A 22,228-nucleotide genomic window follows, 5' to 3' on the forward strand; every position below is an offset into this window, starting at 1 on the left:
GAATCAACCACGGCCGTACTCCTGTTCGCCGCGCCAGAAGTAGATGTAGCCCCCGATACCGGCCACCACCGCCCAACCGGCGGCGACCAGCCAGAGCTGGGTCAGCGACTCGTTGAGCAGGGGCGCCTGCTCGAGCAGCGCGTACCGGGCCAGCTCGATGTAGACCAGCAGCGGGTTGAACTGGACCACCGTCGTCGCCCAGCCGGGCAGCCGCTCGAAGAGGCTGACGCTGTAGAGGACGCCGGAGCCGTACATCCAGGTGCGCATGACGAACGGCATGACCTGCTTGAGGTCGCTGGCCTTGGAGCCCAGCCGGGCGACCAGCAGCACCACGCCGGCGTTGAAGACCGCCTGCAACAGCAGGGCCGGCACCAGCAGCAGCCAGTCCCAGGTGATCGGCTCGCCGGTGACCAGCACGATGCCGATCAGCACCACCATCGACGCCAGGAGCTGCTGGAACTGGGTCACGGTGGTGGACAGCGGCAGGCTGGCCCGGGGGAAGTGCAGCGCCCGGATCAGCCCGAGGTTGCTGCTGATCGACTGGGTGCCGGCCAGGACCGCGCTCTGGGTGAAGTTGAAGATGAACAACCCGGTGGTCAGGTACGCGATGAAGTTCGGGATGCTGTTCTGTGCCAGCACCACCCCGAAGATCAGGTAGTAGACCGCGGCGTTGGTCAGCGGGGTGAGCACCTGCCAGAGCTGGCCCAGCTTGGCGTTGCTGTAGGACGCGACCAGCTTGGCGTTGGCGTACGCGGCGATGAAGTGCCGGTAGGCCCAGAGTCGGCGGCTGTACTCGACGAGGGTGGGTCGCTCACCGGCGACCCGTAGCCCGTGCCGAGCGGCCAGCTGCGCCTGGGTCAGGCCCGTATCAGGGTCGACCAGCGCGGTGGTGGCCATGGAAATGGCGCTCCGATCTTTCGTGCAGACGGGTTGCTCGCGACGATGGAATCCTAGTGGGAAGGTGTGCGCGGGACGCCGCCTCGTCGCTGCGTGGACAGTAGTCCGAAACACGTCGGGACGCAACCGTACCGTCGTTGCGCTACTCTAGCGGGCGTGACCTGCGAGAAGAGTCCTCGGTGACGACCGAGAAGAGGCGCGTACCGGCGGGCGCGGCGGTGCTGCGCGACGAGATCACCACGGCCATCCGGCGCGCGCTCATGCAGGAGCTTGCCGCGGTCGGCTACGGCCGGCTCTCCATCGAGGCGGTGGCCCGACGGGCCGGCGTCAGCAAGACGGCGGTCTACCGCCGGTGGAGTTCCAAGCTCGACCTGGTGGTGGAGATCGTCGCCGCCGCCGCACACGGCAAGCTGCCGGTGCTGGACACCGGCACCCTGCGCGGCGACCTCGCGCTGCTGTTCCAGGCCGTGGCGCACGCGCTGCGTCACCCCCTGGCGTCGCAGATCATCCCCGACCTGCTGGCCGAGGCGGCCCGCAACCCGGCCATCGACGAGACCCTGCGCCAGGTGCTGCGCGCCCGCCAGCAGGAGATCGGCGGTCGCCTGGTCATCCGCGCCGTGCAGCGCGGCGAGCTGCCCGCCGCCACCGATCCGGACGCCGCCGTCGACCTGATCGTCGGCCCGCTCTACTGGCGGCTCGCCATCGCCCGGCTGCCGCTCACCGACAGCTACCTGGACAACCTGGTCGAATCCGTGGCCGCCGGACTCGGCGCGGACGCCGCGGTGCGACGCCGACCCGACGCCTCGGTGGCCACCTGACCCGGTCCTGGCGGCTCGGAGGACGTGGCACCGTGACCGATTCCGCTAGGCTGGCGCCCGCTGTGCCGGATCCCCACTTCGCCACTCCTGTGTGACTCAACGTTTATCGCGAATTCGTTCGTATGACGACAAGGACGTCCCGTGCCCCAGGTCGAACAGGTCGCCGACGCGCCCGCCGAGCCCACCTCGACGGGCGCGGAGCAGAAGCAGAACCACGCCATCGAGCCCCGGCCCACCCCCGGCGCGCGACTGCGCGCCCTCGTGGCCGCCGCACCGGTGCTGCTGACCGACGCCGGCGTACTGGCGTTCGCGCTCTGGACCGTCCTCTACCACCTGGCGTTCCTGGTCGACCTGCGCCCGTCGACGACGTTCCTGATCTGGGCCGCCAGTTGCGTCGTCGGGTTCGGCGGGTGGCTGTGGTGGCGCCGCCGGTCCCGTCCGTCGTCCGTCGTTGACCCTGCCGATCGCGACGTCGTCGGGGACGCCGCCCCGGCGTACCCGCGTCCCCTGCTCGCCCTGGTGCTCGGCGCGGGCACCGTCGCGGCCGTCACGGCGGGGCTGACCGCCTCCGACGACGGCATCGGCGCCGGTATCCCGTGGTGGATCCCCGGTGGCTTCGGCGCCCTCGCCGCGGTGGGGGGCCTCTACCTGGCTCGGCGGCGCTGGCTCGGCACACCCGCGGGCGCCGCCCCGGCCGCCGCCGCGACCCCGCTCTCGTCGGCGTACGCCGTGATCGTCGCCGTGCTGGCCGCGGTCTCCGGGCTCTTCTTCGCCCGCAACTCGGTCGACGACGCCTTCTTCGTCGGTAAGTCGGTCTGGGTGGCGGAACGTGACCAGGTGCCGCTGCGGGACTTCCTGTTCACCGACGGCGTCGCGCCCGCGATGAACTCACAGCCGCCGGTGCCCTCGATCGAGGTGTTCTACGGCGCCTTCGCCCACGTCTTCGGCCTGCACGCCGCCTCCGCCACCTGGTACGTGGTGATGCCGGTCATGTCCGTGCTGGCGGTGCTGGCCCTGTGGCGGCTGGTACAGCGATGGGCGCCGCGCCGGGCCGTGCTCGCCTTCACCGTCTCCGTGGCCTACCTCTACCTGGTCGCCGGCCAGGACGCGGCCCTGGGCACCTTCCACCTGACCAGGCTGCACCAGGGCAAGACCATGTTCGTCGCTGCCGTGGTGCCGCTCATGTGGGTCTACCTGTCGGAGTGGTTCGACTCGCGCTCCCGGCGCGGGCTGGTGCTGATCGCCGCGCTCTCGATCGTGGCCACCGGCCTCAGCACCACCGCGGCCATCGTCCTTCCGCTGCTGGTCGGCGGCGCGGCGTTCGCGATGATGGTCGTCGGTCGCTGGCGGGACGCCCTCCTGGCCGGTGCGGCGGCGCTGATCTACCCCATCGGCGCGACCATCTGGTCGCGGCTCAACGCCGGGCCCATCACCGAGAACGCGGCCGCCGCCTTCTACGACGCCGAGATCACCTATCGGCGGACCATCCTGTTCGGCGTGCTTGGCGTGATCGGCGGCCTGGCCCTGTGGCTCGGTTCCCTGGTCACCCGTCGTCGGACCCCCCAGTTGCTCGTCGCGGGCAGCACGCTGGCGATGAGCGTGCTGCTCTTCCCCGGCGTCCTCGAGGTGATCAACAGCCTGACCGGCATCGGCGTCGTGCTCTGGCGGCTGCCCTGGATGTTCGCCCTCCCGGCGGTGATCGGCATCCTCTGCACCGTCGAACTGCCGCGCGTGCGGGTGTTCGGCAGCGTCGCGATCGCGGCGGCGCTGATTGCCTGCTTCGCGCTCCTGGGCACGCCGATGTGGTCGCCGAAGAGCTACGTCGCGGTGCACGAAGAGCCCGTCTGGAAGCTGCCTCAGCAGCGTAAGACCATCGTCTTCTGGATGACCCGGCTCGACCGGCCCGACGGCGTGGTCCTGGCCCCGTCCACTCTCATGCACACCGCCCCGATGGTGACCAGCAGGATGCGCGTGGTCAGCCCCAACGATCGCTACCTGCCCGACTACGGCGTGGACACGCCCTTTGTCCAGGACCGGCTGAAGTTGGTCGCGCTGGCCAACGGCAAGGCCGACCTGGCGCCGGTGCCCGAGCTGGCCGGGGCGATCGAGCGGCTCGACGTCACCACGATCTGTGTCTATTCGAGCAACCAGGTGGCCCGTGATCTGGCGCCGCAGTTGGGGTTCGTGCAGTTCGCCACCCGTAAACGGCCGGGAGCGATGACCTGCTTCCGTCGCGGATGAGGACCCCGTACCGGCACTCGTTCACGGTCGGCTGCGGGGCGTGTGCAACGCCGAGCAGGTAGTGAGTTTTGACCGGTATGGACATTGATACCCGAGCGGCACCCCGATGTCCTCTCGCGTTAAGGTCGCATGTGTACGAGCGGCACGAATGGGATCGGGTCTTCGCCGTTCAGGCTGTTGTGCGGGAGTTCCGAGCTGGGATAGGACCGTCGGCATGTCGGTGGCCGCTCAGCTCGAAGACCGTCACTTACGGTGACGGCAGGGTGGGTCGGGCCGCGACTCCCGACCGAACCGCGTGCGGTGCTGCCGTGACGACCCCGGGCCCCGCCCGTCAAGGATCTAGTAGGGAGCGAACTCGTTGTTCGGCACGTTGACAGGACGCATCGGAGTGGCCGCCCGCAGCGCGCTGCTGGTGCTGGCCTACCTGGTCATGCTCGTCGCAGGCGCCTTCGGTTGGGTCGGCCTGTTCGCCGTCGCCGGACTGGCGGCGGTGGTCGGCGAGTTCGCCGCCGCCCGCTGGTCCCCGCCGTCGCAGCTGCTGCTGGAGAAGGTCGGCCTGAACTTCTCGTACCGCCAGTTGACCCGGGACCTGTCGGCCGTGCTGCTCGTCGCCGCCCAGGTCGAGCTGGACGGCCTCGAGTTGAGCTTCCTGCTGATCCTGCCGGCGGCGGTGTGGGTCGTCTCCGTCTTCGCGGGCGCGCTCTCCACCATGATCGACCGTCGTAACCCGCAGTCCGCCCTGGTCTGCAACATCGAGCTGGGCCCCCTGCGCTCGGCCCCCCGCCCGCCGGCCTGGGCGGCGGCCGTCGCGGGGGACCGGATGCCCCTGCTCAACCTCCTGTTGGTCCCGGCCGCGGTGGTCGCCGCCGTGCGGCACGAGCCGACGCCGTACTTCGTCGCCGCCGCTCTGACGGTGGCGGCGACCGGGGTGGTGGGCGCGATCATCGCCGCGACGTGGCTGCGTGGTCGAGGCTCCGGCCAGGGACCGCTGATGCCGGCCGTGCAGCGCTGGCTCGACACCCACCGGCCCGAGGTGGCGCTCTACTTCGCCGGCCCGGCCAAGGACGTCTACCAGGCCAACATGTGGCTTGCCCCGACCGAGGCGCTGAACCAGCGCGCGGTGGTGCTGATGCGCAGCCGGGAGGCGTTCCTCGAGCTGGCCGACACCCGGCTGCCGGTGCTCTGCGTACCGGCCGGGGTGGACTTCATGAACCTCGAACTCGGCAGCGTCCGCGCCGCCCTCTACGCCGCGAACGTCGGCGCGAACATCCACATGCTGCGCGAGCCCGGCATGAAGCACGTCTTCGTGGGGCACGGCGACAGCGACAAGCAGGCCAGCGTCAACCCCTACAGCAAGGTGTACGACGAGGTCTGGGTGGCGGGCCTGGCCGGTCGGGAGCGGTACGCCCGTGCCGGGGTGGGCGTGCTCGACTCGGACATCGTGGAGATCGGCCGGCCGCAGTTGGCCGGCGTGCACACCTTCGGGGCCGAGTCGGTGGACCGTCAGTTCACCGTGCTCTACGCGCCCACCTGGGAGGGCTGGCTCGACGACGACCCGTACCACACCTCGCTGGTGTTGATGGGTGAGCGGATCGTCAAGGGCCTGCTGGCGAGCAACCCCGGGGTGCGTCTGGTCTACAAGCCGCACCCGCTCACCGGGTCGCGGTCCAAGGCTGCCAAGGTGGTGCACGACCGGATCGTCGAGGCGATCCGCTCCGCCGGTGGAAACCCCAACGCGGCCTCCCTGGACGGCACCGCGCACCTCGTGGTGACCGGCCGTACGCCCGGGCTGTTCGACTGCTTCAACCAGACCGACCTGCTGATCAGCGACGTGTCCAGTGTGGTCTCGGACTTCGTGCAGAGTCAGCGGCCGTACGTGGTGGCCAACCCGGCCGGCCTGCCGGAGGACGAGTTCCGTCGGGAGTACCCGACCGCGCGGGCCGCGTACCTGCTCTCGGCCGACTGCGGTGAGCTGGAGAAGATCGTGGCGGTGACCCGGGCCGGCGACGACCCGATGACGGAGGCACGCCGCGACCTGAAGACCTACCTGTTGGGGCCGGCGGAGGCCAACCCGATGGACCGGTTCGCCGAGGAGATCACCCGGCTCTGCCGCTGACCGCGCACCACGTCCCGCGCCCGGCCCGACACCTGTCGGACCGGGCGCGGTCGTGTCGGCGGCGAAGAGGTGTGACTCAGTCGAGCAGGGCGGCGACCGCGTCGGCGACCGGAGTGTCCGCCGGCAACGCCCGTGCCGTCACCACCGCGCTCAGCGGCAGCGGCCCGTACAGGTGGGGGAAGAGCTGCCCGCCGCGCGACGGCTCCCAGCGCAGGGCGTCGGCCAGCCGGTCCTCGTCCACGCCGAGCAGGGTGAGGCCGGTGACGCCGGAGAAGTGCCGGCGGGCCGTCTCCACCACCTGGTCGGCGGCGGAGAGGTGGATGAAACCGTCCTGGCGGTCCAGGGCCGAGCCGGCGAAGGCACCGGCGACCCGGGCGTCGTCCCACTCGACGGTCGGCAACAGCTTGTAGATCACCTCCGCAGACTACGTCGCCCACGTTTCGGCCGTACCGCCGCCGACGTCGGCCACCGCCCGTCATGCTCAGGTTGACCCGCCGGAAGGGGATGGACGATGGCGAGCTACGACGACGACTGGACCGACACCCAGCGCGGGCTGTACGACGAGTGCTACCGGGCCGGCGGCGAGTGGGCCGAGGACCCGGACACCCCGTCGGACGACGTGCAGCACGTGATCAACCTGGCCGAGGCGGACGACGACGCCTTCGACGACGCCGAGATCGACTTTCCGCCCCTGGTCGATGCCGTCACCCAGGCCAGCGGCGTCAACGTGACCAGCGTGCCCGCCCGGCACGACGACCCCGGTTTCCGGGGCTTCACCGACGGCGTGCGGGACGCGGTCGCCGACGACACGTTCGGTCTGTAGGGCCTGACCCGGGAGGCGGCCCTCCCGCTCGCGGCGGCCTTCTGCCACCATTCGCAGGACGGCTGCGACGGATGGGGGCACGGTGCGGATCCTGCTGGTGGAGGACGACCGCCGGGTGGCCGCCGCGCTCTCCTCCGCCCTGACCCGTCGTGGCTACCAGGTCGAGCACGCCGCCACCGTCGCCGCGGCGCTCTCCGCCGCCCCCTGCGACCTGGTGCTGCTCGATCTGACCCTGCCCGACGGCGACGGCACCGAGGTGTGTCGGGAGCTGCGCCGGCGCAGCAGCCAGCTCGGCATCATCGCGGTGACCGCGCGGGGTGAGGAGCGCGACCGGGTCCTCGGGCTGCGCCTGGGCGCGGACGACTACGTGGTCAAACCGTTCTCGATGGTGGAGTTGCAGGCCCGGATCGAGGCGGTGCTGCGCCGAGCCGCGAATGCCGCCCCCGAGCGGCACCTGATCGAGGCGGGGGCGGTGCGCATCGACGTGGCCGCCCGCACGGTGACAGTGGCGGGGCGTGCGGTGACGCTGACCCGCAAGGAGTTCGACGTGCTGCTGTCACTCGCCCGCCAGCCGGGGGTGGCGGTGCCCCGCGACCGCATCCTGCTCGACGCCTGGGGCACCACCTGGGGCGATCCGCACACCGTCGAGGTGCACGTCGGGTCGTTGCGCGGCAAGCTGGGCGACGCGCGGCTGGTGGAGACCGTCCGTGGGGTCGGCTACCGGTTGCGCGATGCGTGAGGGGACGCCGTGCGCCGTCGACTGGTGATCAGTTACCTGCTGCTGATGGTGCTCGTCCTCGTCGCGCTGGAGAGCCCGCTCGCCGTGACCCTGGCCAGCCGGGAGACCGAGCGGGTACGCGCGGACCGGCTCGCCGACGCCACCCGGTTCGCCTCGCTGGCCGGTCCGGCGCTGCGCGGCGGGGAGCCCGGCCCGATCGGCGCGGAGCTGCGCAGCTACGACGAGCTGTACGGGATCGGCGCGGCGGTCGTCGACCGGGACCGGGGCATCGTCGTCGACTCGGCGAGCTGGCGGTCCACCGGAACCGCCACGGTCCTGGACGTGGCGCTGTCCGGGCAGCAGGCCAGCGCGCCCGAGTCGATCTGGCCCTGGTCAGCCGGCCCGGTGGTGGTGGCGGTGCCCATCAACGACGGCGGTGAGGTCCTCGGCGCGGTGGTGATCGTGACACCCGCCGGCGAGATCCGTCGCGCCGTGACCACCTGGTGGCTGCTGCTCACCGTGGCCGGCCTGCTCGTCGTGCTGGCCTGCGTGCTCACCGCGTTCGGCCTGGCCGGATGGGTGCTGCGGCCGGTCACCGAGCTGGACGCGGTCACCCACGAGATCGCCGAGGGCGACCGGGGCGCCCGCGTGCAGCACCGCCTCGGCCCGCCGGAGCTGCGCCGGCTCGCGACCAGCTTCAACCACATGGCGGACGTGGTCTCCGACGTGATGGACCGGCAGCGTGCCTTCGTCGCGCACGCCAGCCACCAGCTGCGCAATCCGCTCACGGCGCTGCGGCTGCGGGTGGAGGAGCTGGGTCCCAGCCTCACCGACGCGGACGGGCGCTCCGAGCACCGGCTGGCGTTGGAGGAGACCGACCGGCTGGCGCTGGTGCTCGACGCGCTGCTCACCCTCGCCCGGGCCGAACGCGAGGAGAACGAGCGGGTCACCGTGGACGCCGCCGCCGTCGCGGCCTCCCGGGTGGCCGCGTGGGCGCCGTTGGCCCGGCACCGGTCGGTCGCGCTGCGCCTGGCCGCGAGTGACGCTCCCGCGTACGCGCGGACCGTGCCGACCGCCGTCGACCAGGCGCTGGACGCCCTGATCGACAACGCGGTGAAGTTCAGCGGAGCCGGCGGTGCGGTGACGGTGACGGTGGCCCGCCGCGACGACGGCGTCCTGTTGGAGGTGCGCGACACCGGCCCGGGAATGACCGAGAGTCAGCTCCGCCAGGCCACCGAACGGTTCTGGCGGGCCCCGGACGCGCAGAACGTCGACGGCGCCGGGCTCGGCCTGACCATCGCCGCCGTGCTGGTGGACGCCTCCGACGGGCGGCTCACCATGCGAGCGGGCACCCCGCGCGGGCTGGTCGCCGGCCTGTGGTTCCCGGCCACCGAGCCGGCGGGAGAGCCGCTGGACGGGGACGGGCACCCGGCCGCCGACCGGTGGCCCACCCCGGCGCGCTAGCGGCGGTTCACGGCTCGGCCACCGCGGCGACCCGGGCGGCCCACGGCGCGGCCGTCCGGCAGCTCAGGGCTTGGCGGCCCGGTACCAGGCGGCGGCGCCCGGGTGCAGCGGCAGCGGCGCGGTGGCGATCGCCGAGCGGGGGCTCATCCGTCCCGCCGCCGGATGCGCCGCGCCCAGTTCGGCCCGGCGCTCCATCAGCAGTCGGGTCACATCCCGGACCAGCGGCTCCGGCAGGTCGGCCCGCACGATCAGATAGTTCGGGTCGGCGACCGTGGTCACCGGGTTCATCCCGTACACCGAGCGGGGGATGTCCCGGGAGACGTAGATCTGCCCGTAGCGGGCGCGCAGCGGCTCCGTCCACTCGCCCAGGTCGACGATCCGGGTGGCGCTGCGCCCGGCCAGCTCCTCGATGCCCCGCACCGGCAGACCACCGGAGAAGAAGAACGCGTCGATGCGTCCCGAGCGCAGGGCGGTCACCGAGTCGTCCAGGCCGAGCCGTTCCCGGCGTACCGTGTCGCCGCCGAGCCGGGCCACCTCCAGCAGCCGGCTGGCGGTGATCTCGGTGCCGGAGCCGGCCGCGCCCACCGAGACCCGCCGACCCCGCAGGTCGCCGACCGTACGGACCGGCCCGCCGTCGGTCGTGACCAGGTGCAGTTGGTCGTCGTACACCCGGGCCACCGCGTCCACCGAGGGGCTCTGCGTCGGGCTCGTGGGCAGTACGTCGGCCTGGGTGAAACCCAGCTCGGCGGCCCCCGAGCCGACCAGGCGGACGTTCTCCGCCGAGGCCGCGGTGATCACCACGCTGGCCCGTACCCCGGGCAGTTCGCGGTTGAGGATGGTCGCGAGGGACTGCCCGAACGCGTAGTAGACGGCGGTGGGGCTGCCGGTGGCGATCCGGATCTCCACCGGCTCGGCCGGGTCGTCCCGGCAGCCGGCGACGGTCAGGGCCACGACCAGCGCCAGCGCCGCCGCCCCCGGGCGGCGTCGACCGGCCCGAGGAGACGAGGTACGACTCACGCGGTGCACTGTGCGCGCTCCGACGGGCACGCGCAAGCCCGCACCCGTCAGTACCGCCGGTACGGGCCCTCGCTCAGCAGACCGGGCGGCCCCGCGGCGACACCGCGGCGCGCGCCGGCTCCAACGACGCGCTGTGCAGGATGCGCTCCCGGTCCGGCCCGTCGGCCACGCTCACCAGGAAACAGCCGGTGCCCGGGCGGAGTACGGCCGGCACGTCGAGCACGGCCGCGCCGCGGATCAGCACGGCGGCCAACTCCCGGTCGGTGAGCCGCACACCGAGGATGTGCCGGCGCACGTGCCGCCCGCCGGCCAGCAGCGCCGACCGCCACGCCGCTGCCGCGAGGCGGGACACCCACCGGCGGCGGGCCGGCGAGGTGCCGAGCACGGGACCGCCCAACAGATCCCGACGTCCCTGCCACCAGCCGGCATCCATCAACCGGCCGTACGTGCCCCGGTGCTCCGGCGGCACCCACAGCCGGTGCACCTCGTAGCGGCGGCGGAGTCCGCCGACCGTCACCTCGTGGGTGACCGGAATGTCGAGGCGGGCGAGCAACTGGCGCATCCGCTGCGCGGCGTCCTCCCGGTTGAATTCGACCCCCGGCGCCTGCGCCGGCGGCGTGGCGCTCGACCGCGCGCTAGTCGGAGGCGCGGTGCAGCGCAGCAGGCAGGACGCCTCGAACGCGTCGCCCAGGGTCAGCCAGTCCAGCGGGGGCGGCGTCGCCGGTGGGCGGGGCCGGTCGAGCAGGGCGGGATCGCGGGCCAACGGGGGCTCCCTCGTCGGAGTCTGAGTTCCCCTACCGTGGCCCCTGCGCGGCCGTTACGGAACGTGTCCCGCCCAGCCTTGAGCAAATCTTGCGGCTCTCGCTCCGCTACAGCTCGGTCACCACCAGATCCACCTGCCGGACCCGCCCGGCGGCGGCCGGTTCCTCCACCACGGTGTGCTTCAGCTCGCGCAGGGCGCCGACCAACTCCCGGGCGGTGCGTGGCTTCGCGCCGGTGAGGAGCAGATCCCGCACCAGCCGTCCCTTGGTCGCCTTGTTGAAGTGGCTCACGACCGAGCGGACGGGCACCCCGTCGACCTCCCGCTCATGCAGCACCCGAACGGTGACCGTCCGTTCGGCCAGCTCACCGCGCGGCGTCCAGGTGGCCGCGTACGCGCCGGAGCGCAGGTCGAGCACCGGGCCCCGACCGGCCGCGCCGGCCAGGACCGGCGTCAACTCCCTGCGCCAGTACGCCGACAGCGCCCCGACGTCCGGCAGGCGGACGCCGATCGGGCAGCGGTACGGCGGGATCCGGTCGGCGAGGCGTACCGCGCCCCACAGGCCGGAGCTGATGAGGATCGAACGGCGGGCCGCCCGCAGCGCCGCCGGTGGCAGCGTGGCCAGCTCCAGCGCCTCGTACAGCACCCCGGTATAGAGCCGCTCGGCCGGTGCGGTCGCCGCCTCCCGCACCCGGGCGTTGCGGCGCAGCTCACCGCGCTGACCGTCGCTGAGCCCGAGCGCGGCCAACGCCGCCTCTTCGTCGGGCCCCGCGCTGAGCGCCACGAGCGCGTCGAGTACCCGCTCGCGGGCCGGGTTCAGCTCCGGCAGCGAGAGCTTGTCCGGCGTCCACCGCCGTCCGGTGCCGGCGTCGGCCTTGCCCTCCGAGGGCGGCAGCAGGATGAGCATCGGGTCTCCTCGGACGGCGTACGGCGGCGGCTGAGCCAGCGTACGACCCGTGCTCAGCGCCAGGGCCGCACCGGGGTGTCGGGGTGGTACACGCGATAGCCACCCACCTCGCGGACCGGTGCGGCGTCGGGTCGGTCGGCGAGCAGCCGGCGCAGCCGCCGGTCCATCGGCGAGTCGACCTCCACCACGTAGCCGGGTCGCGCGGCCCGCCCGACCTGCCGCCAGTACGGCCGGTAGCGGTTCTGCCCCGGGGACAGGTCGCCGTCGAGCACCCCGCACACCACCGCCTCGTCGGTGTTGAACACCAGCCGGTTGCAGGTCCAGTAGTCCCCGTACACCTCGTGGGGTCCGTCGGCGCGCAGCGCGGCGGCCAACTCCCGGGCCTGGCGCTCCTCGGTCCGCGACGCGGCGGTGCCGCTGACCGCGAAGAGCACGGTGACCAGCAGCGTCGTCGCGGCCAGCGCCACCAGCACGGCGGTGGCTAGCGCGCCGGTCAGTCGGCCGAGCGCGCCCACCGTGCCCCGCCAGCCGGCCACGGCCGCCGCCCAGAGCGGCCAGAGCACCGCCGGCAGCGACAGTTGCAGCACCGACAGGTAGCGGGCGTTGTCCAGCGGACTGGTCGCGGCGAGCGGGCTGCGCACGTACGACAGCAGGGTCAACGCCGCCCCGACGACAAGCGCGAGCTGCACCACCGGCCCGACCCGCGCGGCCCGTGGCGTGCCCTCGGCCCGGTCGCCGCGCAGGGTGCCGGCGGCGGGCTCGCGGGGTGTCGTGCCCACGGCCCGGCGGTACGCGACGAGCGCGAGCGCCGCGGCGGCCACCAGCAGCGCCGGGTAGAGCAGTCCGAACCACTGCTGCCAGCGGCCACAGCCGTCGACCGGGCAGAGCCCGTGCGCCAGCGGCACTCCCTCCAACAGGCCGCCCCGAATCCGGTCGGACCACGGCGGCAGCGGGCCGGCCTTGGTGCTGACCTCCCGGAACACCGTCAGCGAGTCCTCACCCGGCCCGGCGCGCAGGTTGTCGACGATCATCGGTGCGATCCCGACCACGAAACCCGCCACCAGCAGCAGCCCGGACCAGCCGAGCAGCTCCCGGCGCACCGCCCAGAGCAGGGCCAGCACGGCGACCGCCAGGTACGGCAGGATCAGCCAGTCCGACCAGGCGGCCAGCCCGGCCAGCAGCCCGAACAGCGCGACGGCCAGCCGACGGTGGCGCACCGACCCGGCGCCCAGCCCCACGACGATCAGCAGCATCAGCAGCACCGCCGGTTTGACCTCCGGCCGACCGCCGACCACGGTGAGCTGGTCACGCACCACCCGCTCGGGTCCCAGCGCCAACAGTCCGACCACGAGGACGGCGAACCACGGCGGATAGAGCCGGCGGGTGAGCCGGTACACGAGGTAGAGGAAGACCGCGTACAGGGCCAGCATCGGCAGCCGCAGCGCCGGCCAGCTCGGCCCGAACACGGCAAGCAGGGGCGCCGCCAGGTACGACTCCAGCATCCCCATGTAGTGCTGGCCGTAGAGGAAGACGGGGTGTTCCCGGCCCTGCCCGATGTGCAGGGCGGCCAGCCCGAAGGTCGCCTCGTCGCTGTTCGACACCGGCACGGTGTACAGCGTCAGGACCAGCCGGTACCCGACGCCGACCAGCCCGAACAGCAGCGCGACGAGCGCCGGCCGGTCAAGTCGCGGACGCCACCGCCCGCGGTGCTGCTCTGGATGCGACACGACCACGCCCCCGTCGTCGTCCCGACCCGGAGTGTTTCACGGACCGACGGCCGATCGGGCCGGTTCGGCCAGTCCGGCCTGGCTGGCGGGCGGGCTGCGGCTCGGACCCGCTCGCGTGGCCGTCGCCGACGACGTGTGGCAGGGTTGGCGGGTGCCACCCACACCCGCCGGCGAACTGGCCGTGCCGAATCTGCACCGGGCCGCGCGGATCGAAGACGCCGTGCACCAGCTCGTGGAGCGTCGGCTGCGCCGCACCGGCTGGCGGATGAACATCGTCGCCTACACCGGCTACGGCCGGCCCGGGTGGGTACGCGTGATGTGCCGGGTGCTGCTGGGCCGTCCGGACAACCGTCAGCGGGGCCGGCTGGACAAGGTGCGCGGCTGGCGCAGTTTCACGACCCTGCCCGCCAAGCACGTCACGGTGCAGATCGAGGCCGGCGGGGTACGGCACGAGGCCCAGGCCGACCGCAGCGGCTTCGTCGACACGCTCGTCGAGGCCGACCTGCCACCCGGCTGGGGCACCGTACGCCTCAGCGTCCCCGACGCCGAGCCGGTCGACGCCCCCGTGCGCATCCTCGACCCGGAGGTCAAGTTCGGCATCCTCTCCGACATCGACGACACGGTGATGGTGACGGCGCTGCCCCGGCCACTGCTCGCCGCGTGGAACACCTTCGTTCTCGACGAGCACGCCCGCGCCGCCGTACCCGGCATGGCGGTGCTCTACGAGCGACTGGTCACCGCGCATCCCGGCGCCCCGGTCTTCTACCTCTCCACCGGCGCGTGGAACGTCGCGCCGACGTTGACGCGGTTCCTGTCCCGGCACCTCTACCCGGCCGGGCCGCTGCTGCTCACCGACTGGGGTCCGACCGCCGACCGCTGGTTCCGCAGCGGCATGGAGCACAAGCGTTCCACCCTCGCGCGGCTGGCCAAGGAGTTCCCCGACGTGCGCTGGCTCCTGGTCGGCGACGACGGCCAGCACGACCAGGAGATCTACCGCGAGTTCGCCGCCGCCCACCCGGAGAACGTCGCCGGGGTGGCCATCCGCCGGCTGTCCCCGACGCAGTCGGTGCTGGCCGGCAGCCTGCCCGCTCCGGCCGGTCGGCCGTCCTCGGGGTTGGTGGGGCAGAAGTGGCTGTCCGCGCCCGACGGCGCCGGCCTGTGGCAGCTACTCCGCGACGCCGGCCTGGTCTGACCGCGCGTCGCCGCAGCGGGCTGGCGGTGAGCTTTGATCACTTGGTGCTGACCAGTTCCAGGAGGCTTCTGACAACTGGTCAGCATCAAGTGATCATGGGACTGCGGGGTGAGCCTTGCGGGGCCACGCACGCGTCAGACCGCGCGGAGGGCGGTGCGGTGTGGGCGCTCACGTAGGTGGTCCAGCGCTGCGGCGGTCGCGTCGTCAGCGGGCAGGAGAAGGATCAGTTGCTGGGCGTCCGAGGCAGGAAGCTCAAGGACCTCCCGATTCCATTGAAGTCGAGGCCCGCGCGGGTGAGCCATCCTCAGCGGAACTCGGGCAGGAGGGATGTGGCGGTGCAGCCGCCGCGCGAACTCGGTGCCGGCCACGGTTGCGAGATCGGCCGTGAACCATTCGAACGTTTCGGCCGAAGGCCCGAGCCACAGGTTGAAGACCTGCTCGTCGGCGACCTGGTCCCAGTCGACGAAGGTGGTCCTGGCCTGCGGATGAGTGAAGACATACCGGGTGAGGTTGGGCTCTTCGGCGTCCAGCAGGCCGGTGTCGTGCATGACCGTGCCGAAGCCGTCGGTGTGGGCGAGCACGTCACCGATTCGATTGGTGACGAACGCGATGCCCGGCTCCAGAAGGGTGAGTATCTGGCGCACGGCCGGCCGCACGGTGCGTTCGGGCGGCGTCGGCCGGACGCGCCCGGCACACGCGCCACCAGTGATCTTGGCGAGGTAGCCCAGATGGGTGCGTTCGGCGGTGTCGAGGTTGAGCGCATCGGCCAGGGCGTTGACGACCGAGCGCGACGGGTTACGGTCGCGGCCCTGTTCGATCCTGGTGAGGTACTCGACGCTGACCCCAGCCCGCGAGGCCAACTCCGACCGTCGTAGCCCGGGAGCACGCCGCCGCAGGAGTGCCGGAAGGCCCAGTTCCTCCGGGCGGATGCTGTCACGCTTGGCCCGGACGAAGTCTCCCAGCGGCGTACCCATGCTGCGGAGCCTACGGCCCGCGACGCCCCGCCCGCGGAACGCAAGGTGGCCCTGTGAGGGCCAGCCTGCACACGGTCTGGTTGCTCGCCCGGAAACGACAGATCGTCGACGGCATGAGCGACAAGAGCAGACTCGTGGTCATCGTTGGTAGCGTGCGTGAGGGCAGGTTCGGGCCGGTCGTCGCCTCCTGGGTGGCGGACCAGATTCAGGCGCACGGCGGTTTCGACCTCGACCTCGTCGATGTGGCCGGGGTGGATATTCCGCTGGCGCTGCCGGCCGTTTCGCCGAAGTTCGCCGGGGACGACTACCCCCGCCCGGAAGGCATGAAGGACCTCACCAGGAAGCTGTCGGAGGCCGACGCTTTCATCATCGTCACCCCGGAGTACAACCACAGCTTCCCAGCGTCGTTGAAGGCGCTCGTCGACTGGCACTTCACTGAGTGGACCGCCAAACCGGTGGCGTTCGTCAGCTACGGCGGTGCGGCCGGTGGCCGACATGCGGTGCTTCACCTGGAGAACGTGCTTACCGAACTGCACGCGGTGACCATCCGCGACGGACTGGCCTTCCCCAACTACTTCACCGCCTGGCAGGACGGTGCACCGCTGGACGCCGCTGCTCCCGGCTACGCCAAGACACTCCTGGATCAGCTTTCCTGGTGGGCGCAGGCACTGCGTGCCGCCCGTACCGCCGCCCCGTATCCGGGTGGGGCGTGACGATTGAGGGACTACACCAGTTTGGGCTCGTCAGACCTTCCTGCCGACCACCAAGTCCGTGCGCCACCGTGGCGGGCAGCGGTCGGTTGCCGCGCTGCGTTATCGTCCCTCCCGACCCGACCGAGCGGTGGACGGGGAGTGGGGGTGGACAGTGCTGCGCTTTGCGCCGCTTCGGTTGGCAGCCGACGAGCGGATCGTCTTCACCCGGCGTGGATACTTCCCGATCGGCACGACATCGCTGAGCACGACCGGCGTCCTGCTCACCATCACGACGAGGCGGTTGCTCTTCGCGCCGGTCAGGGTCTGGGGTATCCGGAGCTTCGCCGAGTCCTGGGTCCGCGCCCAGTCGATGAGCCTGCCGGACGTGGCGACCGTGGAACCCGCGGCCGGTGCCCGCCTGACGATCACGTCCCAGTTCGGCGACACCGTCTCCTTCGTTGCCATCCTCCCGACCGGTGTCGGACTCCCCTGGCAGGCCCGCGCCGCCGTTCCTTACCGCGACGAGACGGTACGACGCATCAGGGCGGCCTGCGGCCTCGGCGAGCCGGGTTCGAGGGCCGCCGAGTCGGGTGACGGCGGTGCGTCCACCTGAACGAGCCGGAAGCCGCCCGGACCGCGCTGAGCCGAATGGGTAACCGTCGCCTTCTCGCCCGGCTCTGAGATGAGGAGTGGAGGGCGCGGTTGAGGAACAGGCTGAACTGGTTGGGCGGCTCTCTACTCTGGATGCTGTTCGGCTTTGTGATGCTCATGTTCGGCTTGAATCCGGCAAATGGATGGCCTGGGCTGATTGCCGTCGCCAGCTTCTTCGCAGTTATCTGTCATGCGATCGCCCTGACGACGATGTTCTCCTTCGTCAAGCCGACGCGTGAATCGTTGCAGATAGTCAACCCCGGGGCTCAGGTGCTCGTGCCGTGGGGTCGGATCAGGTCGGTCGACGCCGCCAACGGCTTGGTGGTCAGTGTGGTGGGCCACCGAGATGTAGCCTGCTATGCCTTCCAGGGCTCTCTGTTGGGCAAGCTGGCGGGGGGTCGGAGAAACACCCGAGTGGCTGCGCTCATTGAGGCGCGGAGGAAAGAGCACGCGACCTCGACATCTGGCGAAGTGGTGTGCTCGAGAATTCCCTGGCAGCGCCATTTGGCCTGGTTTGCTGTCGCCTGGTCCGCCCTCGCCGGAGTGATTCCGACCTTGGCTCGCCTCTCCCAGGGTTGGTAAAAGGAGTCGCGGCGGTCAGCGGCGGTCAGCCCTGGCGGAGCCAGATGACGCCGAGCGGGGGGACCTGGAGGGCCGCCGACGCCACCAATCCGTGCCACGGCACGTCCTCGGCGTGCACCTCGCCCAGGTTGCCCACGCCCGATCCGCCGTAGTGGTGCGCGTCGGTGTTGAGCACCTCGGTCCAGGTGCCGCCAGCCGGTAGGCCGATCCGGTAGTCGTGCAGGGGCTGGGCGGAGAAGTTCGCCACGCACACCAGCGTCGAGCCGTCGGGGGCGATCCGGACGAAGGAGACGGTGTTGTTGGCGACGTCGTCGCCGGCGATCCACCGGAACCCGGCCGGTTCGGTGTCCTGCGCCCACAGCGCCGGAGTGTCGCGGTAGACGCGGTTGAGGTCACCGACGAGCCGCTGCACGCCCGCGCGGGCCGGGTCGTGCAGCAGGTACCAGTCGAGACCCCGCTCCTCGCTCCACTCCCGGTCGTCGGCCAGCTCGGAGCCCATGAAGAGCAGTTGCTTGCCGGGGTGCGCCCACATGTACGCCAGCAGCGCCCGTACGTTCGCCAACCGCTGCCAGGTGTCGCCGGGCATCTTGCCGGCCAGCGAACCCTTGCCGTGCACGACCTCGTCGTGGCTGATCGGCAGCACGTAGTTCTCGCTCCAGGCGTACGCCAGGGAGAACGTGAGCTGGTGGTGGTGGTGCTGGCGGTAGATCGGGTCCTTCGACGTGTAGAGCAGCGTGTCGTGCATCCAGCCCATGTTCCACTTGAACCCGAAGCCCAGCCCGCCGCCGGCGGTGGACTGGGTGACCCCCGGCCACGCGGTGGACTCCTCGGCGATCATCACGACGCCGGCGTGGTGCTTGTAGACCGTCGCGTTCACCTCCTGCATGAGCGCGATGGCCTCCAGGTTCTCCCGACCGCCGTACCGGTTGGGGGCCCACTGGCCCGCCTCGCGGGAGTAGTCCAGGTAGAGCATCGAGGCGACCGCGTCGACGCGCAGCCCGTCGACGTGGAACTCCTCGCACCAGTAGAGCGCGTTGGCGACCAGGAAGTTACGCACCTCGCGGCGGCCGAAGTCGAAGACGTACGTGCCCCAGTCGGGGTGCTCGCCGCGACGGGGGTCGGGGTGCTCGTACAGCGGGGTGCCGTCGAAGCGGGCGAGGGCCCACTCGTCCTTCGGGAAGTGCGCGGGCACCCAGTCGAGGATCACGCCGATGCCGGCGGCGTGCAGAGCGTCGACGAGGTGGCGGAACTCGTCCGGGTCGCCGAAGCGGGACGTCGGCGCGTAGTAGCCGGTCACCTGGTAGCCCCAGGAACCGCCGAACGGGTGCTCCATCACGGGCAGGAACTCCACGTGCGTGAAGCCCAGCTCGGTGACGTACGCGGTGAGCTGGTCGGCCAGCTCGCGGTAACCCAGGCCGGGCCGCCACGAGCCGAGATGCACCTCGTACACGCTCATCGGCTCCTGGTGCGGCCGCCGCTCGGCCCGGCGGGCGAGCCAGTCGGCGTCGTCCCACAGGTACGTCGAGTGGTGCACCACCGACGCGGTGGCCGGCGGCACCTCCGCGTACGCCGCCAGGGGGTCGGCCTTGTCCCGCCACTTCCCGTCGGCGCCGAGCACCCGGTACTTGTAGTGGGCACCGACCCGCGCGTTGGGGACGAACAGCTCCCACACCCCGCTGGAGCCGAGCGAGCGCATCGGCCAGCCGTCGTCCGCGCCCCAGCCTGTGAAGTCACCGATTACGCGGACGCCCTGGGCGTTGGGCGCCCAGACGCTGAACGCCACGCCCTCGTCGAACACCCGCGCGCCGAGCGCGTCCCACAGCCGCTCGTGCCGGCCCTCGCCGATGAGGTGCAGGTCCAGCTCGCCGAGCGTGGGCGGGTAGCGGTACGGGTCGTCGTGCGTCGTGCCGTCGACCTCCACCCGGTAGTCGAGCACGCTGCCCTCGACCTGCGCCTCGAAGATGCCCAGGTCGTGGACCCGCTTCATGGGGTGCCGCTCGTCGCCGACGAGCAGCACCACGTCACCCGCGCCCCGGCGCATCGTGCGGATCAGAGTCGACCCCTCGGCGGGGTGCGCGCCGAGCAGCGCGTGCGGGTCGTGCGTCACACCGGTGATCAGCTGGTCCATCGGTCGTCCTTCGGTGCGGCGTCGGTCGGTGCGGAGGCGGACGGGCGGGGCGCGGACGGGCGGCCGGCCGAGGATTGGGCGGCAGCCGCACGGGCCGCGGCGCGGGACGCCAGGGTGGCCGGCGTCGCCACCCCGCTGGCCGGGGTGACCGGCGCGGCGCCTGGGGCGGATGGTGGTGCGCTGGCTGGGGTCGCCGGCGCGGCGCCTGGGGCAGACGGCGCGGCGGCTGGGGCAGACGGCGCGGTAGCCGGGGGCGGCGTCGTGGTGGCTGGGGCCGGCGGCGGGGTAGTCGGGGGCGCGGTGGCCGGCGGCGACGGCTGGATAGCCGGGGGCTCTGCGACGCTGGCCGGAGGCGACGGCTCGGTGGCCGGGGCCACCGGGGCGGTGCCGCCGGACAACTCGTCCGGAACGTCGGTGACGGTGAGGTGCGCCGGTTCGACGCCGGCTGGCTCGGGCACGGCGGGCGGCGTCGGGCGGCGGACGGTCAGCACGTGCGCCGGTTGCAGGTACGGGTCGAGCCGTACCGCGTTGCGCTGCCCCCAGTCGTAGCTGGTGCCGGTCAGCTCGTCGTACACGGTGAAGCGCTCGTGCCAGTCGAACCCGAGCGCGGGCATGTCGAGCGTGGTGTTGCCCCACTGCACCTCGCGCGAGTCGAACGAGCAGATCACCAGCACCGTGTTGCCGGTCTCCGGGTCGTGCTTTGACCAGCAGAGCAGCGCCGGGTTGTCGATCTCGTGGAAGCGCAGGTTGCGGAGCTGGTGCAGCGCCGGGTTGTCGCGGCGTACCCGGTTGAGGGTGGTCAGGAACGGCGCCAGCGAGCGGCCCTGCGCCTCGGCGGCGGCCCAGTCGCGTGGGCGCAGCTCGTACTTCTCGTTGTCCAGGTACTCCTCCGCGCCGGGGCGGGCCACGTGCTCGAACAGCTCGTAGCCCGCGTACAGGCCCCAGGAGGGGGAGAGCAGCGCGGCCAGCACCGCCCGGATCTTGAACATCGGCGGGCCGCCGTGCTGCAGGGACTCGTGCAGGATGTCCGGCGTGTTCGGCCAGAAGTTCGGCCGCATGTGGTCGGCCGCCTCGATCAGCTCCTCGCAGTACGCCCGCATCTCGGCCGCCGTCGTGCGCCAGGTGAAGTAGGTGTACGACTGCGTGAAGCCGATCTTGCCGAGCCCGTGCATGATGGCCGGCCGGGTGAACGCCTCGGCCAGGAACAGCACGTCCGGGTCGACCTTCTTGACCTCGGCGATCAGCCAGTGCCAGAAGTCGAACGGCTTGGTGTGCGGGTTGTCCACCCGGAAGATCCGGATGCCCTCGCCCACCCAGTGCAGCACCACCCGCAACACCTCGGCCCGGATGCCCTCCGGGTCGTTGTCGAAGTTGACCGGGTAGATGTCCTGGTACTTCTTCGGCGGGTTCTCCGCGTACGCGATGCTGCCGTCGGCCCGGGTGGTGAACCACTCCGGGTGCTCGGTGACCCAGGGATGGTCCGGCGCGCACTGCAACGCCAGGTCCATCGCCACCTCCAGGCCCTGCGCCGCCGCCTCCGCGATGAAGGCCCGGAAGTCTGCCGGCGTACCCAGGTCGGGGTGGATCGTGTCGTGGCCGCCCTCGACGGCGCCGATGGCCCACGGCGAGCCGACGTCGGTCGGCCCGGCGGTGAGCGCGTTGTTGCGGCCCTTGCGGTTGATCCGGCCGATCGGGTGGATCGGCGGCAGGTAGAGCACGTCGAAGCCCATCGCGGCGACACCGGGCAGCCGCTCGGTCGCGGTGGCGAAGGTGCCGGAGCGCCCACCCGCTGCTCCTTCGGAGCGCGGGAAGAACTCGTACCAGGCCGAGAAGAGGGCCCGCTTGCGGTCAACCCAGAGGGAGTACGCGTCACCGACGGTCACCAACTCGCGCACCGGGTGCTCCCAGAGCAGGTCGGCGAGGGCGAGCGCCGGCCCGACGCGCTGCGGCAACGGCAGGTCGGTGGCCGCGAGGGCGCTGAGCGCGTCGGCGAGGCTCGCGCGGTCGGCGGCCGGCACCAGGTCCCGGGCGGCGGCCAGCACCCGCGCGCCCTCGGCCAGGTCGTTGGCGAGATCTTCCGGGCCCTGCCCGGCGGCGATCTTCTTGGTCACCGCGTTCTGCCACGTCAGGTACGGGTCTCCGAACGCCTCGACGGTGAAGGTCCAGGTGCCGACGGCGTCCGGCGCGATGGTGGCGTGCCAGCGGTCCTGGCCGGGCTCGCCGGGGCGCATCCGGGTGAACGGGCGCTCCTCGCCATCCGGGCCGGCCCACACCACGTTGCAGCCCAGCGCGTCGTGCCCCTCCCGGTAGGCGCGTGCCGACACCGGAACCGGCTCGTCGACCACCGCCTTGGCCGGGTACCGCCCGCACGAGACGACGGGGGAGACGTCTTCGATCGGGAACCGTCCTGTCACCCCGCCAACCTACTGTGCGAGATCGGCTCGCGCGCGGCCAAGCACCCGCCCGGTGGGCACCCGACCCAAGATCCGCTCACTTTCGGGGAAACTGCTGCATCCACGCG

The 22,228-nt window shown here is 72.0% G+C and carries 18 protein-coding genes and 1 pseudogene; 10 read left to right on the forward strand and 9 right to left on the reverse strand.

Annotated elements, in window-relative coordinates; translation table 11 throughout:
- Positions 1-3: 3 nt before the first annotated feature.
- Positions 4-897, reverse strand: coding sequence for an ABC transporter permease (locus tag ACLQ25_RS00890; RefSeq protein ID WP_425728151.1), 894 nt, complete (start codon positions 895-897; stop codon positions 4-6).
- 218 nt (positions 898-1,115) lie between these two features.
- On the opposite strand from ACLQ25_RS00890, the gene ACLQ25_RS00895 reads away from it, so the two are divergent.
- The 3 genes from ACLQ25_RS00895 (at position 1,116) to ACLQ25_RS00905 (ending at position 6,072) form a co-directional block, all read left to right on the forward strand.
- Positions 1,116-1,715 carry a TetR/AcrR family transcriptional regulator gene (locus ACLQ25_RS00895; RefSeq protein WP_425728312.1) on the forward strand — a complete coding sequence of 200 codons (600 nt, stop codon included), beginning with the start codon at positions 1,116-1,118 and terminating at the stop codon, positions 1,713-1,715.
- A gap of 141 nt (positions 1,716-1,856) precedes the next feature.
- Positions 1,857-3,956 carry a DUF6077 domain-containing protein gene (locus ACLQ25_RS00900; protein WP_425728153.1) on the forward strand — a complete coding sequence of 700 codons (2,100 nt, stop codon included), beginning with the start codon at positions 1,857-1,859 and terminating at the stop codon, positions 3,954-3,956.
- 358 nt (positions 3,957-4,314) lie between these two features.
- Positions 4,315-6,072 (forward strand): CDP-glycerol glycerophosphotransferase family protein, encoded by a 1,758-nt coding sequence (locus tag ACLQ25_RS00905; protein WP_425728155.1) that lies wholly within the window; start codon positions 4,315-4,317, stop codon positions 6,070-6,072.
- 76 nt (positions 6,073-6,148) lie between these two features.
- Here ACLQ25_RS00905 and ACLQ25_RS00910 read toward each other — a convergent pair whose 3' ends face one another.
- Positions 6,149-6,487, reverse strand: a complete 339-nt coding sequence (locus ACLQ25_RS00910; RefSeq protein ID WP_425728157.1) for a DUF952 domain-containing protein — start codon at positions 6,485-6,487, stop codon at positions 6,149-6,151.
- A gap of 96 nt (positions 6,488-6,583) precedes the next feature.
- Between ACLQ25_RS00910 and ACLQ25_RS00915 the strand changes: the two genes are divergently transcribed.
- The 3 genes from ACLQ25_RS00915 to ACLQ25_RS00925 all read left to right on the forward strand — a co-directional run bounded on the left by ACLQ25_RS00915 (position 6,584) and on the right by ACLQ25_RS00925 (position 9,077).
- Positions 6,584-6,895 (forward strand): hypothetical protein, encoded by a 312-nt coding sequence (locus ACLQ25_RS00915; RefSeq protein ID WP_355050324.1) that lies wholly within the window; start codon positions 6,584-6,586, stop codon positions 6,893-6,895.
- A gap of 82 nt (positions 6,896-6,977) precedes the next feature.
- Positions 6,978-7,634: a response regulator transcription factor gene (locus ACLQ25_RS00920; protein WP_355050323.1), complete on the forward strand. Its 657-nt coding sequence runs from the start codon at positions 6,978-6,980 to the stop codon at positions 7,632-7,634.
- Positions 7,635-7,643: 9 nt separating this feature from the next.
- The gene (locus tag ACLQ25_RS00925; RefSeq protein WP_425728159.1) at positions 7,644-9,077 is read left to right on the forward strand and encodes a sensor histidine kinase; all 1,434 of its coding nucleotides are present in this window, start codon (positions 7,644-7,646) and stop codon (positions 9,075-9,077) included.
- 63 nt (positions 9,078-9,140) lie between these two features.
- Here ACLQ25_RS00925 and ACLQ25_RS00930 read toward each other — a convergent pair whose 3' ends face one another.
- The 4 genes from ACLQ25_RS00930 to ACLQ25_RS00945 all read right to left on the reverse strand — a co-directional run bounded on the left by ACLQ25_RS00930 (position 9,141) and on the right by ACLQ25_RS00945 (position 13,488).
- Positions 9,141-10,094: a TAXI family TRAP transporter solute-binding subunit gene (locus tag ACLQ25_RS00930; RefSeq protein ID WP_425728161.1), complete on the reverse strand. Its 954-nt coding sequence runs from the start codon at positions 10,092-10,094 to the stop codon at positions 9,141-9,143.
- Positions 10,095-10,167: 73 nt separating this feature from the next.
- Positions 10,168-10,857 (reverse strand): hypothetical protein, encoded by a 690-nt coding sequence (locus tag ACLQ25_RS00935; RefSeq protein ID WP_425728163.1) that lies wholly within the window; start codon positions 10,855-10,857, stop codon positions 10,168-10,170.
- Positions 10,858-10,963: 106 nt separating this feature from the next.
- Entirely contained in the window at positions 10,964-11,761 is a 798-nt protein-coding gene (gene yaaA, locus ACLQ25_RS00940) for a peroxide stress protein YaaA (protein WP_425728165.1), read from the reverse strand.
- 53 nt (positions 11,762-11,814) lie between these two features.
- On the reverse strand, positions 11,815-13,488 hold the full coding sequence (locus tag ACLQ25_RS00945) for an ArnT family glycosyltransferase (protein WP_425728167.1): 1,674 nt from the start codon (positions 13,486-13,488) through the stop codon (positions 11,815-11,817).
- Positions 13,489-13,639: 151 nt separating this feature from the next.
- Between ACLQ25_RS00945 and ACLQ25_RS00950 the strand changes: the two genes are divergently transcribed.
- Positions 13,640-14,680: an App1 family protein gene (locus tag ACLQ25_RS00950; protein WP_425728314.1), complete on the forward strand. Its 1,041-nt coding sequence runs from the start codon at positions 13,640-13,642 to the stop codon at positions 14,678-14,680.
- 134 nt (positions 14,681-14,814) lie between these two features.
- Here the strand turns inward: ACLQ25_RS00950 and ACLQ25_RS00955 are convergent, their stop codons facing one another.
- Positions 14,815-15,654, reverse strand: coding sequence for a helix-turn-helix domain-containing protein (locus tag ACLQ25_RS00955; RefSeq protein ID WP_425728170.1), 840 nt, complete (start codon positions 15,652-15,654; stop codon positions 14,815-14,817).
- A 113-nt stretch (positions 15,655-15,767) separates the two neighbouring features.
- On the opposite strand from ACLQ25_RS00955, the gene ACLQ25_RS00960 reads away from it, so the two are divergent.
- From ACLQ25_RS00960 to ACLQ25_RS00970, 3 genes are all read left to right on the forward strand, one after another.
- On the forward strand, positions 15,768-16,367 hold the full coding sequence (locus ACLQ25_RS00960) for an NADPH-dependent FMN reductase (RefSeq protein ID WP_425728172.1): 600 nt from the start codon (positions 15,768-15,770) through the stop codon (positions 16,365-16,367).
- A 151-nt stretch (positions 16,368-16,518) separates the two neighbouring features.
- The gene (locus ACLQ25_RS00965; RefSeq protein WP_425728174.1) at positions 16,519-16,959 is read left to right on the forward strand and encodes a hypothetical protein; all 441 of its coding nucleotides are present in this window, start codon (positions 16,519-16,521) and stop codon (positions 16,957-16,959) included.
- A 131-nt stretch (positions 16,960-17,090) separates the two neighbouring features.
- Positions 17,091-17,579 carry a hypothetical protein gene (locus ACLQ25_RS00970; protein ID WP_425728176.1) on the forward strand — a complete coding sequence of 163 codons (489 nt, stop codon included), beginning with the start codon at positions 17,091-17,093 and terminating at the stop codon, positions 17,577-17,579.
- A gap of 25 nt (positions 17,580-17,604) precedes the next feature.
- Here ACLQ25_RS00970 and glgB read toward each other — a convergent pair whose 3' ends face one another.
- A complete protein-coding gene (glgB, locus tag ACLQ25_RS00975) occupies positions 17,605-19,707 on the reverse strand; it encodes a 1,4-alpha-glucan branching protein GlgB (RefSeq protein WP_425728178.1) in 2,103 nt (700 codons plus the stop codon).
- A gap of 365 nt (positions 19,708-20,072) precedes the next feature.
- A pseudogene (locus ACLQ25_RS00980) lies at positions 20,073-22,121 on the reverse strand (maltotransferase domain-containing protein); the annotation flags it as partial.
- Positions 22,122-22,228: the final 107 nt, after the last annotated feature.

It is taken from the genome of Micromonospora sp. DT44 (assembly GCF_049841635.1).
In the GTDB taxonomy this organism is placed as follows: Bacteria; Actinomycetota; Actinomycetes; order Mycobacteriales; family Micromonosporaceae; genus Micromonospora.

Bases quoted from the DNA above. Each gene is read 5' to 3' on its own strand.
- ACLQ25_RS00890 (WP_425728151.1), bottom strand. From the start codon at position 897: ATGGCCACCACCGCGCTGGTCGACCCTGATACGGGCCTGACCCAGGCG.
- glgB (WP_425728178.1), bottom strand. From the start codon at position 19,707: ATGGACCAGCTGATCACCGGTGTGACGCACGACCCGCACGCGCTGCTC.
- ACLQ25_RS00960 (WP_425728172.1), top strand. From the start codon at position 15,768: ATGAGCGACAAGAGCAGACTCGTGGTCATCGTTGGTAGCGTGCGTGAG.
- yaaA (WP_425728165.1), bottom strand. From the start codon at position 11,761: ATGCTCATCCTGCTGCCGCCCTCGGAGGGCAAGGCCGACGCCGGCACC.
- ACLQ25_RS00970 (WP_425728176.1), top strand. From the start codon at position 17,091: ATGCTGTTCGGCTTTGTGATGCTCATGTTCGGCTTGAATCCGGCAAAT.
- ACLQ25_RS00915 (WP_355050324.1), top strand. From the start codon at position 6,584: ATGGCGAGCTACGACGACGACTGGACCGACACCCAGCGCGGGCTGTAC.
- ACLQ25_RS00955 (WP_425728170.1), bottom strand. From the start codon at position 15,654: ATGGGTACGCCGCTGGGAGACTTCGTCCGGGCCAAGCGTGACAGCATC.